This is a genomic window from Tabrizicola flagellatus (assembly GCF_046295235.1).
Lineage (GTDB): Bacteria > Pseudomonadota > Alphaproteobacteria > Rhodobacterales > Rhodobacteraceae > Tabrizicola > Tabrizicola flagellata_A.
In genome coordinates this window covers 1-14,561 of sequence record NZ_JBKBLV010000057.1, presented here as the reverse complement: position 1 = coordinate 14,561, position 14,561 = coordinate 1, and the positions used below count along the sequence as shown (strand labels likewise).

The window sequence follows — 14,561 nt, the reverse complement described above, 5'->3', positions numbered from 1 at the left end:
TCCCGCGTCAGGACCGGCGACAGCACCGCGAGGAAGGCGCGGTAGAACTGGCTCAGGACATAGGCGAGGATCAGGGCGGCGATGCCGATGCGCATGGCGGAACTTTCGGTGCGTCCAGCGCTTCTGCCAAGCGCCCGCGCCGGGCGCAAGGCGGTTTTCGCCACCCGATCCGCCGCCTTGCGCCCGGTCTTGCGGGAATCTCCAACCGGGGCTCTGATGGCTCCGATCACCACCGGAGCCCGCCATGCGCCTGTCCCTCCTGCCCGTTGCCCTGTGCCTTGCCACGCCGGTCCATGCCAATGACGGCTTCGGCGGTCTCTCGGCCACCGGCCTGACCTTCGGCAAGACCGACTCCATCGCGATGGAGGAGGAAAATCTCTTCATCGGCATCGACCGCATCGCCGTGGATTATGTGTTCCGCAACCTGACCGATGCCGACGTGACCGGCGAGGTGATCTTCCCCCTGCCGCCGGTCGGGGTCTGGTCCGGCTACGAGTCGATGATGAACCTGCCCGAGGATCTCTCCGCGCCCGACCTCGTCGGCTTCACCGCCACGGTGGACGGCCGGCCGGTTCAGGTCGCCATCGACCGGATCGCCATCATCGAGGATGGCTACGACGAGGAAAACCCGCCGTCGAAGCAATACGACAACCCCGGCCGCGACGTGACCGCCAATCTCCAGCGCCTGGGTATTCCCCTGACGCTGGAGATCGAGCCCGTGCGGGACGCGCTGCTCGCGCTCGCGCCGGCGCAGCAGGCCGAAGCCAAGAGCCTCGGCCTCGCCGAATTCTATCCGGCCGGCCAGGGCATTTCGCTGGAGGATGAGGTCTACGCCGGCTGGTCCATCGTTACCCGCTATCACTGGACGCAAACCTTCCCGGCCGGGGCGACGGTCAGGATCAGCCACAGCTACACCAACCGACCGCCCGGGGGCGTGTTCTACTGGACCCACCCGCCCGAGGACTGGCAGCTTTACTTCAAGGAACAGTATTGCATCGACGAGGGCACATCGAAGGCCATGGCGAAGGCGCTGGTGGGCTCGGGCGGTGCAGAGTTCGGCAATACCGGCACGGCCTACAACATCTCTTACGTCCTGCGCACGGCGAACAGCTGGGCGGGGCCCATCGGCCGCTTCACCCTGACGCTGGACAAGGGCGATCCGCGCAACGTGATTTCGCTTTGCGCCGATGGGGTGCGCAAGACCGGCCCCACGACCTTCGTGATCGAGAAGACGAACTACACGCCCGACCGCGACCTGGAAATCCTTGTCGTCCAGCCCCTGCCGAGGGAGTGACCGGCCAGGCCGCGCGTCACGCCGCCTGCGCCACCATCTGCCGTTCCCGGATGGGCAGATGGACCAGCGCCGAGAACGCCCCGACGCCGACCCCGATCCACCAGACCAGCGTGTAGTCGCCGTTCAGGTCGTACATCTTGCCCCCCAGCCAGACGCCGAGGAAACCGCCGATCTGGTGACTGAGGAACACCACGCCATACAGCGTGCCCATGTAGCGGATGCCGTAGATATGCGCGACAAGCCCGCTGGTCAGCGGCACCGTGGCCAGCCACAGCGCGCCCATCACCGCCGAGAAGATCAGCACCGAGGCCGGCGTGATCGGCATCAGGATGAAGGTCGCCGCGGCAATGGTGCGGCCGACATAGATCCAGAACAGGAGGTATTTCTTGGTGTGCCGCTTGCCCAGATACCCGGCGGTCAGCGTGCCGACGATGTTGAACAGCCCGATCACCGCGATCGACACCGCCCCCAGCGCCGAGGTCGTCGTGATGCCCAGCCCCGCCAGCATGGACCCGGAATCGATCGGCGAACACAGCTCGGTCACGAAGGCGGGGAAATGCGCGGTGATAAAGGCCAACTGGTAGCCGCAGGAGAAGAACCCCAGGAAAATCAGCGTGTAGGACGGATCGCGGAAGGCTCGGATCAGGACCGTGCCCATGCTTTCCTCCAGCTCCTGCCGGCTGGCCAGCTGCGGGCTGCGCAGGAAGGGCAGGGCGGCCAGCGTCGCCAGGATCACTGCGGCAAAGATGAGGAAGACCGTCTGCCAGCTGTAGCTCTGCAACAGCCACTCCGCCGTGGGCGCGCCGAAGACCTGCCCGGCCGACCCGGCGGCGGTGGCGATCCCCAGCGCCATCGAGCGGTTCTCGGCACTGGCCGCGCGCCCGACGATGGCGAGGATCACCCCGAACCCGGTGCCCGCGATGCCAAAGCCCACCAGGATCGCCAGGATCTGATGCTGCCCCGGCGTCACCGCATAGGCCGACAGCACCAGCCCGGCGGAATAAAGCAACGCCCCCGCGATGATCGCCTTGCGGTCCCCGAACCGCTCGGCCAGCGCGCCGAAAAGCGGCTGGCCGATGCCCCAGGCCAGGTTCTGGATCGCGATCGCCAGCGAGAAATCGGCCCGCAGCCAGCCGAATTCCGAGGCGATCGGGATCTGGAACACCCCGAAACTTGCCCGGATCGCGAAGGAGATCATCAGGACCGCGCAACCGGCGATCAGGACGGGGGTGATGAGGGGGGCTTTCGGCATGGCGGGCGCTCCGGTTCCGGCGGGCACCCTGCGCCCCGCTCCTTCCGGGGTCAACGGCGATATTGTCACCGTTACAGCCCGCCCGTCCGCGCACTGCCCCCCTTCGCAGCTTTCCGTTGCGCGGCTGCCGCAAATCTGCGGATTATCGTCCGGACGGTGCCGGCCAAATCGCTTTAGGCTTTTGCCCGCACCGGGCCGGAGATAATGGCCGGAACGGTCCAGCAAGGAGGCGGGGATGAGCGATTGGTGGCGTGGCGCCGTGACCTACCAGGTCTATCCCCGGTCCTTCCAGGACACGAACGGCGACGGCGTGGGCGACCTGCCGGGCATCACCCGCCGGCTCGACCACCTGGCCGCGCTTGGGGTCGATGCCGTCTGGCTGTCCCCCTTCTTCAGAAGCCCGATGAAGGACATGGGCTATGATGTCAGCGACTATTGCGACGTGGACCCGGTCTTCGGCACGCTCGCAGATTTCGACGCCCTGATCGCGCGGGCGCATGACCTTGGGCTCAAGGTCATCATCGACCAGGTGCTGAGCCATACCTCGGACCAGCACCCCTTCTTCGCCGAGAGCCGCAAGGACCGGGTGAACCCGAAGGCCGACTGGTATGTCTGGGCCGATCCCCGCCATGACGGCACCCCGCCCTGCAACTGGCTTTCGGTCTTCGGCGGATCCGCCTGGCAATGGGATGCGCGGCGCAAGCAGTACTACCTGCACAACTTCCTCGCCTCGCAGCCCGACCTGAACTACCACAACCCCGAAGTGCAGGACTGGGCGATTTCAGCCATGCGCTTCTGGCTCGACCGCGGAGTGGACGGCTTCCGCTTCGACACGGTGAACTACTTCTTCCACGACCCCCTCCTGCGCGACGACGCCGCCGACTACCGGGTCAAGGCCGAGCCCGAGGGCAACCCCTATTTCATGCAGTATCACCTGTTCTCGAAGAACCAGCCCGAGAACCTCGCGTGGATGGAACGCATCCGCAAACTGCTCGACGAATACGGCGCGGCCTCGGTGGGCGAGATGGGCGAAAGCCACCACGCGATCCGCATGATGGGCGAATACACCGCCCCCGGCCGCCTGCATCAGTGCTATTCCTTCGAGATGATGGGCTACGACTTCTCGGCCGGCTTCTTCCGCGACCGGCTGGAAGGCTTCTTCAGGGGCGCGCCCGAGGGCTGGCCGATGTGGGCCTTCTCCAACCACGACGTGGTGCGCCACGCGACGCGCTGGGCGAAGAATGCCGCCTCGACCGAGGATCTGGCGAAACAGGCGGCCTCGCTCCTCCTGTCCTTCGAGGGCTCGATCTGCCTCTGGCAGGGCGAGGAACTGGGCCAGACCGACACCCCGCTCGATTTCGAGGAACTGACCGACCCCCAGGGCATCGCCTTCTGGCCCGAGCCTCTGGGCCGCGACAACACCCGCACGCCGATGGTCTGGGACGCCTCGCCCAACGCGGGCTTCACCACGGGCAAGCCCTGGCTGCCGGTCAAGGCCGAACAGGCCGCCCGCCATGTCGCGGGACAGGATGGCGCGCAGGGCTCGGTCCTGGAACACTACCGGGCGGCGCTGGCCTTCCGGAAGGGCTCGCTTGCCTTGCGCGCGGGCGGCACCCGCTTTCTCGACCTGCACGAGCCGGTGCTGGGTTTCGTCCGGGGCGAAGGCGAGGGCGCGCTGCTCTGCCTGTTCAACCTCTCGCCCGTGGCGCGGTCGCTGACGGTTGCGGGCGCCGCGGCGCCGACCGGTCCCTCGCTGCATGCTGTCCTGCAAGGCGACCGCCTGACGCTCGGCCCGAACGGCGCGGCCTTCCTGCCTGTCACCGGGGAAATCTCGATCCAGGACTAGGCGCAAGCCCAGGATTTTTCGTGGAAAAATCCTGGGGCTTCCCTCACCGTCCGACCCAGTGCACCCCGGCCGGAGGGATCGTCACCCCGCCCCAGTCTACCGGCACCGGGTTGTAGTTGAACAGGAACCGGTGCGTCGCGGTATCGCGGCGGCGCAGCCCCTCGGGCAGCGGATCGGTCTCGATCCCTTCGGCCGCACAGGCGCGCATCAGGATGCGGTTCAACGCCACCTCGTCCGGCCAGCCGGCCAGATAGTGCAACCGCCCCGAGGCGACCAGCGCCGGCCAGCCGTCCTCGGCCGCCTCGACCACCTCGGCCGACCCCTCCAGCTTCTCGCGCCAGTTCACCAGCGCCCCGCCCTGGTCCAGCGGCACGGGAACGTCGGGCGGCAGGCTTTCCACCCGTGCGACCACGGCATCCAGCCCCGGCAGGGCGGGCGGCAGCGGCACGGGGATCGCGAAGTCGGGCGTCCGGGAATTGGTCCGCGGTCCGAGGATCACCGTGCCCGCGAAGCCCGCGATCGCGGCCTTCAGCGGCTCGGACAGGCTGAACAGCCCCGGCGCCAGCACCAGCCGGTAGCCCGACAGGTCGGCGGTGTCGGGCGGCAGGATGTCCACGTTAAGCCCCAGCCGCCGCAACCCCTTGTAGAGGTGGAACACCAGCCAGAAGTAGCTGAAGCTGCGCCCCTGCGGCTGGATTTCCCAGGCCCAGTCCGAGGCATAGTCGAAGACCAGCGCCACATCGGCGCGTCCCGTCCCTGCCTCGGGCATCGCCGCGAGTTCCCGGGCCACCTGCCCGGCCTCGCCGAAGGCCTGCGCCGGGGCGCTGTCGGGGCGCAGAAGGCCCGCATGCATCTGCTCCTGCGCGAAGGGCGCCTGGCGCCAGCGGAAATAGCAGACCGCTTCCGCGCCATGGGCAAAGGCCTCCCAGGCCCAGAGCCGCGCCATGCCCGGCAAAGGATCGGGGTTGAAGGGCGCCCAGTTCACCGGCCCCGGCTGCTGTTCCATGATCCACCAGCGGCCCCGGCCCACCGCACGGTAAAGGTCGTGGTGGAAGGCCTGGAAATCCGGGTCGCCCTGGCGGAAGAAGCGGCGCCTGTGTTCGGGATCGGTGGGGATGCGGTCGGACAGGAAGCCCAGCGGATAGCTGTCCCAGCTGGCGATATCGAGGTCGGCGCCGAGCTTCCAGTGGTCGAATTCGGTGATCGCGCCCATGAAGTTGTGCGCCACGGGCGCGCTGGAGTGTCGGCGGATGATCTCCACCTGAAGCCGGTTGAAGCTTGCCACCTGGTCGCTGGAAAAGCGGCGGAAATCCATCACATGGCTCGGGTTCGGCTCGGTCACGGTCAGGTTCGGCAGGCCCACCTCGCGGAAGTCGCGGTATTCCATCGACCAGAAGACATTGCCCCAGGCCCGGTTCAGCGCTTCGGGCGATTGATATTTCTGCGCCAGCCAGTCCTGGAAGGCGGATTTCGCCGCCTCGGAATAGCTCAGCGTCGTGGCATGGCAGGCATATTCGTTGTCGGTCTGCCAGGCCGCGACATGCGGGTTCCTCCCGTAACGCTCGGCCAATGCGGAAACGATCCTGGCGCATTCCGCGCGATAGCCCTTATGCGAGAAACAGTAATGCCGGCGCGAGCCGAAGCCGCGCGGCCGGCCCTCCTTGTCCACGGCCAGCATGTCGGGATGGCGGTCCAGCATCCAGCGCGGCGGGGTGGCGGTCGGCGTTCCCAGCACGACCTTCAGCCCTCGCGCGCCGAGTGTCTCGATCGCGCGGTCCAGCCAGCCCCAATCATACCGGTCCGGCTCCGGCTCCATCCGGGACCAGGCGAATTCGCCGATGCGAACCCAGGTCAGGCCCAGGGCGGCCATGCGTTGGGCATCCTCGGCCCATTTCGCTTCCGGCCAGTGTTCGGGATAGTAGCAGACGCCAAGCGTGCGTTTCATGACAGGACCTGAGGTTCGGGAAGGCCCCGGGCGATGCCGGGGAAGGCAAAGACCTGGCCCGAAGCCGGATGGGCCGCGCGGGCGGCGGCGTCCATGTGCTCAAGCGCGGTCGTGACGAAAAGGGTGCTCATATCGGCACCGCCGAAGGCCGGACACGAGGCTTGCGGCGCCCCCGGCGTTTCTATCGCACGGATGAAGCATCCGTCCGGCGCATAGGCGGCGACCCGGCCTGCGCCCCATTGCGCATTCCAGAACAGGCCTTCGCTATCGACCACGGCCCCGTCGGGGTTCAGCCCTTCGGGCGCAAGGTCCAGCCAGACCTCGGGCTCTCCTGCCGGCCAGCCCTCGCCATCCAGGGCGACCTTCATCACCTGGCCTTTCGCCGTGTCGGCAAAATGCGCCGCCCTTCCGTCCGGGGTGAAGCAGATCGCGTTCGGAATGGTGATGCCGTCGAACAGCCGCCGCAGCTCGCCCCGGTGCCAGCGCCAGATCGAGCCCGCGCCCGGCTCGGCCCGTTTGCCCATAAGCCCGAACCAGAAGCCCCCCTGCCTGTCGGCGCGACCATCGTTAGATCGTGTGGCGGGGCTGCCGGCATGGACCAGCACCTCGTGCCGGCCGCTGATGAGATTGAACCGCAACAACCCGATCTCCGAGGCGATCACCAGATGCCCGGCATCCAGCCAGCCCGCGGCCGAGACCATGTGCGGAAAGGTCCAGGACTGCTCCTGACTGTGCAGGGTCCGGTTCAGGATGTCGAACCAGAACAGGCGTTCATGATCCGGGTGCCAGAAGGCGCCTTCGCCCAGTTCGCAGGGGCGGGCGTCGAAGATCATCGGAAGTCCTCGTCATATGCGGCCACGATCCGCGCGGCCCGCGTGGCGATTTCGGCCAGGGAAAGGCCCGGCGTGTAAAGCGCGGTGCCGATGCCGAAGCCGTCCGCCCCCGCCTTGGCCCAATCGGCGAAATTCGCCGGTCCCGCCCCGCCCACGGCATAGACCGGCAGCCCCTTCGGCAGGACCGCGCGCAGCGCCTTCAGCCCCTCGGGCCCGATCAGGCTGCCGGGGAACAGCTTCAGCCCCGTCGCTCCCGCCCTGATCGCGGCGAAACATTCGGTCGGCGTCATCACCCCCGGCCAGCTCGCCATGCCGGCGGCGCGGGTGGCGGCGATCACCTCCGGGTCGCAGTTCGGCGAGACGACCAGCGTCCCGCCCGCCGCCCTGACCTGCGCGACCTCCGCGACCGTCAGCACCGTGCCCGCTCCGATCTCGGCCCCCGGCTCCGCCGTCGCCATGGCGGCGATCGAGGCGAAGGGGTCGGGCGAATTCAGCGGCACCTCGATCCGGGTGATCCCGGCGGCCACCAGGGCATGCGCGGCCGCGGCGGCCTCGACCGGGGTGATCCCGCGCAGGATGGCGATCAGGTTGCGGTGGGTCATCGGTCGGATACCTTTTCGGGGGCAAGCAGCGACAGCCCCGCCAGTGTGCAGTCGGTCGCGGAAAGCCGCTTCGCCTCGACGCCCTGCGCGGCCAGCGCGCGGGCATAGGCCGCGGAAATGCGCTCGGCCCCGACCAGCGTCACGCGCTGACCCAGCCAGTAGGGCCGGGCGGCGGCTAGCTCGGTCCCGATCAGCAGACCCGACAGCCGGGCCCGCGCGGCATCGGGCGCCAGCGCCGCGATCAGCCCCTCGGCCCGGATCGTGAACAATCGTGCGGCAATCCGTTCGGGGCGCGAAATCGCGTCGGACACCGCGCCATCGAAGGCCGCATCGTCCCAGCCTTCGGTCTGCATCCCGTGGCGCAGGACCGAGGCGCCGGACAGAAGTGCGAACAGTTCTCCCGTCATGAAGGTCTGGAAGCTGACCACCTCGCCCGCGCTGACATGGACCCATTTCGAATGGGTTCCGGGCAGGCAGATCACCCCGTCATAGACCGGCATCAGCCGCAAGGCGCCGGCGATCTGCGTCTCCTCGCCGCGCATCACGTCGGCGGGTTGCGCCTGTTTCAGCCCCGGCGCGATCCAGACCGTCAGGCGGGGATCGGCGGTCGGCGCCTTGACCAGTGCCGCATGGTCCAGGGGCGTGCAGGGCACCGCGCGATAGGGTGCCTCGCACCAGCCCTGCCGGCTGCCCACCATGCCGCAGGCCACCACCGGGGGCCGGTCGTCCAGCCAGGCCCCGATCAGCCGCAGAAGCGCCGGCTCGAACCCCTCGCGGCTCAGCTTGCCCATTCCCTCGTCCGAACTGGCCTCGGCCAGCACCCGGCCATCCGCCGCCATCGCGAAGGCGCGCAGGTTCGAGGTGCCCCAGTCCACGGCGATCCAGGCGGGAGAGACGGGACCAGTCATGAGGAGATATAGCCTCCATCCAGGATCAGGGTCTGCGAGGTCATCATGCGCGAGGCCGTCGAGGCCAGGAACAGCACCGTCCCCGCCATGTCCTCGGGCTGGATCGGGTAGGGCAGGCACTGGCGGGCCAGATGGGCCGACAGGGCCTCGGGCGTGACCCACAGCTCCTTCTGCCGCTCGGTCAGCACCCAGCCGGGGGCGATGGCGTTGACGCGGATGCGGTCCGGGCCGAACTCGCGCGCGAGCGTCCGGGTCAGGCCCACGATCCCGGCATTGGCGGTGATGTAGGCGGCATAGCCCGTGTCGGCCATCATGAAGCTGATCGAGGAGAAATTGATGATCGACCCCCCGCCCGCGGCCTTCATGCCGGGGATGACCTGCTGGCAGGCAAAGAAATAGGACCGCAGGTTCACCGCCATCGACCAGTCCCAGAAGGCCTGATCGGTCTTCAGCGTCTCGTGCCGCGTGTCGTTCGCGGCGTTGTTCACCAGAACCGTGATCGCCCCATGCGCCTTGGCGGCGGTGTCCAGCGTCAGTTGCAACTGGTCGGTGACAGAGATGTCGCAGGGCAGGAACAGCGGGCGGTTGCCGGTTGCGGCTTCCATCGCGTCGCAGAAGGCCGTGGCGTCGGACCGCTGGCAGAAGGCGACCTTCGCCCCCTGGCGCAGGAAGGCCTCGGTCAGCGCCGCGCCGATGCCCGCGCCGCCTCCGGTGATGAACACCGATTGTCCCTTGATATCCTCGAACATCATGGCGTCCGTCCAGTCCTCATGCTTCCCACGGCCCGATCCCTCCGAACGTCCCGATCGTCATTTCACCGCCCCAAGCGTCAGACCGGCGATGAAGTGCTTCTGCATGAGGAAGAACATGGCGACGGGCGGCAGGGCAGCGATGATCGAGCCCGCGCTGACCAGGTGCCACTGGGCGATCCACTGGCCGTTCAGGCTGGACAGGCCGGCGGTGATCGGCTGGCTGTCCACGCCCTGCGTCAGCACGGTGGCCCAGAAGAAGTCGTTCCAGATGAAGGTGAAGACCAGCACGGACAGCGCCGCGATGGCCGGCCGCATCAGGGGCAGGACGATATAGGCGAAGATGCGCCATTCGCTGACGCCTTCCACCCGCGCGGCCTCGATCAGTTCATAAGGCAGCGCCTTGATGAAGTTGCGCATGAACAGCGTGCAGAACCCGGTCTGGAAGGCGATGTGGAACAGGGCGAGGCCATACCAGGTGTTGTACATGCCCAAGTTCAGCGTCATGTCCCGGACCGGGACCATCAGGATCTGGAAGGGCACGAAGTTGCCCGCGACGAACATGAAGAACACCAGGATGTTCGCCCGGAACCCGTAGACCGCCAGCGCGAAGCCCGTCATCAAGGACAGGCTGACCGCGCCGATCACCGTGGGGATCGTCACCCAGAGCGAGTTGATCATATACTGGCCGATGGGCGTCTGGGTGAAGATGAACTTGTAGTTCTCCCAGGCGATGCCCGACGGCATCCCGAAGTAGTTCCCCTGTGCCAGGTCCGACGCGGGCCGGAGCGAGGTCAATGCAACGCCGAGAAGCGGGAACAGCCAGATCAGCAGCGCAACCGGCAGCGCGATGGTGTAGATCCATTGCGCGGCGGTCGAGGATTTCTGGATCGGACGCGGAAACATCTCAGCGCTCCCTCTCGTCGCGCCACATCTTCCAGATGAAGCCCGAAATGAAGACCATCATGATCAGGAACAGCACCACGGCAATCGCCGCGCCATAGCCCATGCGGAAGCCGTATTCGCCAAGCGCCATCTCGAACATGTAGTAGGACAGCACGCGGGACGACCCGAACGGCCCGCCGTTGGTCATGATCGACACCAGGTCGAAGGACCGCAGCGCGCCGATCACCGTAACGATGACCGCGATGAAGGTGGCCGGGCGCAGCTGCGGCAGGACGACATACCACAGCATCCGCCAGCCCTTCGCCCCATCCAGCCGCGCCGCCTCGATCTGGTCGGGGGCGACGTTGTTCAGGCCGGTAAGATACAGGATCATCACATAGGCGATCTGAGGCCAGAGGCCGGCGGCGATGATGCCGTAGGTCACCATGGTCGGGTCGGCCAGCACGGCGACGCCCTGTCCGGTGATGGATTCGATCAGCTTGTAGAACAGCCCGAAGTTGGGGGCGTAGAACCAGCTGAAGATCAGGCCGACGACGACCTGGCTGATGACGAAGGGGAAGAAGAACAGGGACTTGTAGATGCGGATGCCCCGGACCGTCTGGTTCAGGAAGATCGCGATGAAGAGCCCGGCGGGAAGCGCCAGCATGTAAAGGACCAGCCATTTCAGGTTGTTCCAAAGGCTGACCGTGAAGGCCGGGTCGGTCATCAGTTCCCGGTAGTTGCCCATCCCCACGAAACGCCCGGTGAAGTTGCCGTCGCGGTCGTAAAGCCCGTTCCAGTCGTAGAAGGACAGCGTCACGCTTTCCACGATGGGCCAGAGCACATAGATCGTGAACATCACCAGCCCGGGGGCCAGGAACAGCCAGGGCGCAATCGTCCTCTGGGTCCAGCGCCGCGGTGTCGAAGCTGCGTCAGCCATGTCTCCCCCCGGAAAACGGAAAGGCGCCCCCCGCGAACGGAGGGCGCCCGGATCAGCTTATTGCGGGTAAAGCCGCGTGCGGGCCTGCTCCAGCCGCGCCAGGATCGCGTCGCGCTGGTCGGGCTGCACCAGGAACTGCTGGAAGCCTTCCATGCCGACCTTGGCATATTCGGCATCCGCGTCACGGTCCCAGAACTGGGCGATGCCGCCGGTGGCCGTCGACAGCGCCTGGAAGCCCGCGGTCAGGAACGGATCGGCGGCATCGACCGAGGCGTTCTTGTTGGTGGGGAGTTGCCCCACCGCCGCGTTCCACTTGGTCTGCGCCTCGGCCGAGGCCATGTAGGCCAGGAACTTCTTCGCATCCTCGGGGTTCTTCGCGCCCGAGGTCAGGTGGATCGTGTCGGTCGGCGCTTCCTCGGCACGCGGGATGCCGGGGGTGATTTCCGGGAACACCATGAAGCCCAGGTTGTCGTTCGTCATCCCGCCTTCCTTGAAGACGCCGACGGCGAAGTTGCCCATGACGTAGTTCGCGGCCTTGCCCTGCACCAGAAGCGCCGCCGCGTCCTGCCAGTCGATCGCGGCATGGTTCGCGGTGACGTAGGGCTGGAGCTTGCCGAAATTGTCGAACACCGCCGCCACTTCCGGCGAGGTCCACGAAATCTTGCCGGCGGCCAGGTCGCTGTGGAACTGGTAGCCGTTGGTGCGCATCGAGATGTAGTCGAAGATGCCCGCCACCGGCCACAGCGCCGACGAGCCCGTCGTCACGCAGTCGATGCCCGCGGCCTTGAACTTCTCGCAGTTGGCCAGGAACTGATCCCAGGTCACGCCTTCCGGCCCCGGCACGTCCACGCCAGCGGCCTTGTAGGCGTCGCGGTTGTAGTAGATGCCCCACTGATAGTAGGTGTAGGGGATGGCATAGAACTTGCCGTCGATCGAGGCCGACGGCACGGAAGAGGCGAGCGCGTCCTTCAGCCCGTTGGCTTCCCACACGTCGGTGATGTCGGCGAACAGGCCCGCCTCGACGAAGGGACGCATCCGGTTCGCGGCATACCAGTTGGCCAGGTCCGGCGCGTCCGCGGTCAGGAAGTTGCGGATCGCGTTCTTGTAGGCCTCGTGGTCGAAGTTGGTCATCTGGATGTCGATCTCGGGGTTCGCGGCCTCGAAATCGGCGATCAGGGCTTCGGCGGCAGCCAGCGGAATCGGGTCGTAGTCCGCGTTCCAGGTGACGACGCGCTTGTCCTGCGCGAACGCCGAAGTGGACAGCATCAGTGCTGCCCCGAGGGCAACTGCGCCCGTCAGTTTGTGAACCATGGTTTCCTCCCGTCTGGTTTCACTATTTGAAACTTGGTCTTGAATATTGAAAACTATGTCGGCTATCGTCTAAGCTGTCAACAACGACGTTGCGGGAGGGGCGATGGGCGCGGAGGGACATGCCGACGGCACGGTGGGCAAGGCGCTGGATGTGCTGGACATGGTGGCCAGCCACGGCCGCCCCGTGCGCTTTTCCGATCTTCTGACCCAGTCCGCCTATCCCAAGGCCACGCTCTACCGGCTTTTGCAGACCCTGACGCATCAGGGCATGCTGACGCTCGACCCCGAGACCGGCACCTATGCGCTGGGCGTCCGCCTCGTGCGGCTGGCCCATGCCGCCTGGTCGCAATCCTCGCTCGCGCCCATCGCGCGGCCCTATCTCGATGAATTGGCGGCGAAAACCGGCGAGACCATTCACCTTGCCCAGATGGACCTCGGCCAGGTCCTTTACGTCGACAAGCGCAATGCCGCGAAGCCGGTCGAGATGTTCGCCCAGGCCGGCAAGGTCGGCCCGGCCTATTGCACCGGCGTCGGCAAGGCGATGCTCGCCTGGCTGCCGCCCGAGGCGCTGGAGGCGGCACTGGCCCGCCAGTCCTTCCACCGCTTCACGCCGCATACGCTGGCCAGCCGCGAGGCATTGCTCAAGGAACTGGAGGCGATTCGCCAACGCGGTCACGCCTGGGACGCCGAAGAACACGAGGCGGGAATCATCTGCTGCGCGGTGCCGATTCTCTCGCGCCAGGGCCGGGTGATGGGGGCGCTGTCGGTTACCTCGACCACCGCGCGGACGACGCTGGAGGAACTGGGTGCCCAGGCGCCGATGATAAAGGACATCGCGGCGAAGATCGCCGCCGAGGCGGAAAGCTGGCGCTTTCCGGAACAGGTTTAACCGGGGGGAGGATACCCATGACGGGAGTGACGCTGGAGAAGGTCGTCAAGCGCTTTGGCGATGTGCAGGTGATCCACGGGGTCGACCTGACGGTGGACGACGGGGAATTCTGCGTCTTTGTCGGTCCTTCGGGCTGCGGGAAATCGACGCTCTTGCGGATGGTCGCGGGGCTGGAAGAGACCTCGTCCGGTGCCATCCGCATCGGCGCGAAGGACGTGACCTACGTCGACCCCAGCGAACGCGGGGTGGCGATGGTGTTCCAGACCTACGCCTTGTATCCCCACATGACCGTGGCGGAAAACATGGGCTTTGGCCTCAAGATGACCGGCCATCCCAGGGCCGAGATCGAGCGCAAGGTGGCCGAGGCCGCCCGCATCCTGAAGCTGGAGCCGCTTCTCGAACGCAAGCCCAAGGCCCTGTCGGGCGGCCAGCGCCAGCGCGTTGCCATCGGCCGCGCCATCGTCCGGGGGCCGGAGGTGTTCCTGTTCGACGAACCGCTCTCGAACCTCGACGCAGAACTGCGGGTGGAGATGCGGGTGGAGATCGCGCGGCTTCACCGCGAGATCGGCGCGACGATGATCTATGTCACGCACGACCAGGTCGAGGCGATGACGCTGGCCGACAAGATCGTGGTCCTGCGGTCGGGCCGGATCGAGCAGGTTGGCAAGCCGCTGGACCTCTACAACAACCCCGACAACCGCTTTGTCGCGGGCTTCATCGGCAGCCCGTCGATGAATTTCGTGGCCGGAGTGGCCGAGGCCGGTTCGGTGGCCGCCAGGGGCCTTGCCGGATCGGTCGCGACCTCGGTTGCGCTGCCGGCTGCCGGGGCCGATGTGACCGTGGGTCTCAGGCCGCAGCATCTGAAGATCGGCCCAGGTGACACGCACCGGGTGGAACTGACCGAGGCATTGGGCGGCGTGAGCTACGTCCACCTCACCGCGCCCTCGGGCGAAAAGCTGATCGTCGAACGCCACGACCAGGTCAGCCTGGAGCCCGGCGCGATGGTGGGCGTCAGCTTCGACGCCCGCGACGCGATGCTGTTCGACAAGGACGGGATACGGCTGCGCTGACGGTCCGCTCGTCGTCCGCCTTCGGCGCTCCTCGCTC

13 protein-coding genes are annotated in these 14,561 nt (G+C 66.9%); 4 read left to right on the top strand and 9 right to left on the bottom strand.

Going from position 1 to position 14,561, the window contains the following annotated elements:
* Window positions 1-244: 244 nt before the first annotated feature.
* Complete coding sequence (locus ACK4IU_RS17405; RefSeq protein WP_409737706.1) at window positions 245-1,294, top strand: DUF4424 family protein; 1,050 nt, start codon at window positions 245-247, stop codon at window positions 1,292-1,294.
* Between the two features lie 16 nt (window positions 1,295-1,310).
* On the opposite strand, the gene ACK4IU_RS17400 is transcribed toward ACK4IU_RS17405, so the two are convergent.
* A complete protein-coding gene (locus ACK4IU_RS17400) occupies window positions 1,311-2,546 on the bottom strand; it encodes an MFS transporter (RefSeq protein WP_409737703.1) in 1,236 nt (411 codons plus the stop codon).
* A gap of 235 nt (window positions 2,547-2,781) precedes the next feature.
* On the opposite strand from ACK4IU_RS17400, the gene ACK4IU_RS17395 reads away from it, so the two are divergent.
* Window positions 2,782-4,392, top strand: a complete 1,611-nt coding sequence (locus ACK4IU_RS17395) for an alpha-amylase family glycosyl hydrolase (protein ID WP_409737700.1) — start codon at window positions 2,782-2,784, stop codon at window positions 4,390-4,392.
* 43 nt (window positions 4,393-4,435) lie between these two features.
* On the opposite strand, the gene ACK4IU_RS17390 is transcribed toward ACK4IU_RS17395, so the two are convergent.
* From ACK4IU_RS17390 to ACK4IU_RS17355, 8 genes are read right to left on the bottom strand one after another with little or no spacing between them, the layout of a single operon-like run.
* Window positions 4,436-6,337, bottom strand: a complete 1,902-nt coding sequence (locus ACK4IU_RS17390) for a beta-galactosidase (RefSeq protein ID WP_409737697.1) — start codon at window positions 6,335-6,337, stop codon at window positions 4,436-4,438.
* A complete protein-coding gene (locus ACK4IU_RS17385) occupies window positions 6,334-7,170 on the bottom strand; it encodes an SMP-30/gluconolactonase/LRE family protein (protein ID WP_409737695.1) in 837 nt (278 codons plus the stop codon). The genes ACK4IU_RS17390 and ACK4IU_RS17385 overlap by 4 nt, the downstream gene beginning before the upstream one ends.
* Entirely contained in the window at window positions 7,167-7,772 is a 606-nt protein-coding gene (locus ACK4IU_RS17380) for a 2-dehydro-3-deoxy-6-phosphogalactonate aldolase (protein ID WP_409737693.1), read from the bottom strand. Before ACK4IU_RS17380 ends, ACK4IU_RS17385 begins: the two co-directional genes overlap by 4 nt.
* Window positions 7,769-8,680 (bottom strand): 2-dehydro-3-deoxygalactonokinase, encoded by a 912-nt coding sequence (locus ACK4IU_RS17375; RefSeq protein WP_409737690.1) that lies wholly within the window; start codon window positions 8,678-8,680, stop codon window positions 7,769-7,771. The genes ACK4IU_RS17380 and ACK4IU_RS17375 overlap by 4 nt, the downstream gene beginning before the upstream one ends.
* Window positions 8,677-9,432 carry an SDR family NAD(P)-dependent oxidoreductase gene (locus ACK4IU_RS17370; protein WP_409737687.1) on the bottom strand — a complete coding sequence of 252 codons (756 nt, stop codon included), beginning with the start codon at window positions 9,430-9,432 and terminating at the stop codon, window positions 8,677-8,679. The genes ACK4IU_RS17375 and ACK4IU_RS17370 overlap by 4 nt, the downstream gene beginning before the upstream one ends.
* A 57-nt stretch (window positions 9,433-9,489) precedes the next feature.
* Entirely contained in the window at window positions 9,490-10,335 is an 846-nt protein-coding gene (locus ACK4IU_RS17365) for a carbohydrate ABC transporter permease (protein ID WP_409737684.1), read from the bottom strand.
* A gap of 1 nt (window position 10,336) precedes the next feature.
* A complete protein-coding gene (locus ACK4IU_RS17360; protein ID WP_409737681.1) occupies window positions 10,337-11,254 on the bottom strand; it encodes a carbohydrate ABC transporter permease in 918 nt (305 codons plus the stop codon).
* A 57-nt stretch (window positions 11,255-11,311) separates the two neighbouring features.
* A complete protein-coding gene (locus ACK4IU_RS17355) occupies window positions 11,312-12,565 on the bottom strand; it encodes an ABC transporter substrate-binding protein (protein ID WP_409737678.1) in 1,254 nt (417 codons plus the stop codon).
* 103 nt (window positions 12,566-12,668) lie between these two features.
* On the opposite strand from ACK4IU_RS17355, the gene ACK4IU_RS17350 reads away from it, so the two are divergent.
* Together ACK4IU_RS17350 and ACK4IU_RS17345 are read left to right on the top strand one after the other, a co-directional pair.
* A complete protein-coding gene (locus tag ACK4IU_RS17350) occupies window positions 12,669-13,454 on the top strand; it encodes an IclR family transcriptional regulator (protein ID WP_409737675.1) in 786 nt (261 codons plus the stop codon).
* Between the two features lie 17 nt (window positions 13,455-13,471).
* Window positions 13,472-14,524 (top strand): ABC transporter ATP-binding protein, encoded by a 1,053-nt coding sequence (locus ACK4IU_RS17345; RefSeq protein ID WP_409737672.1) that lies wholly within the window; start codon window positions 13,472-13,474, stop codon window positions 14,522-14,524.
* Window positions 14,525-14,561 lie beyond the last annotated feature (37 nt).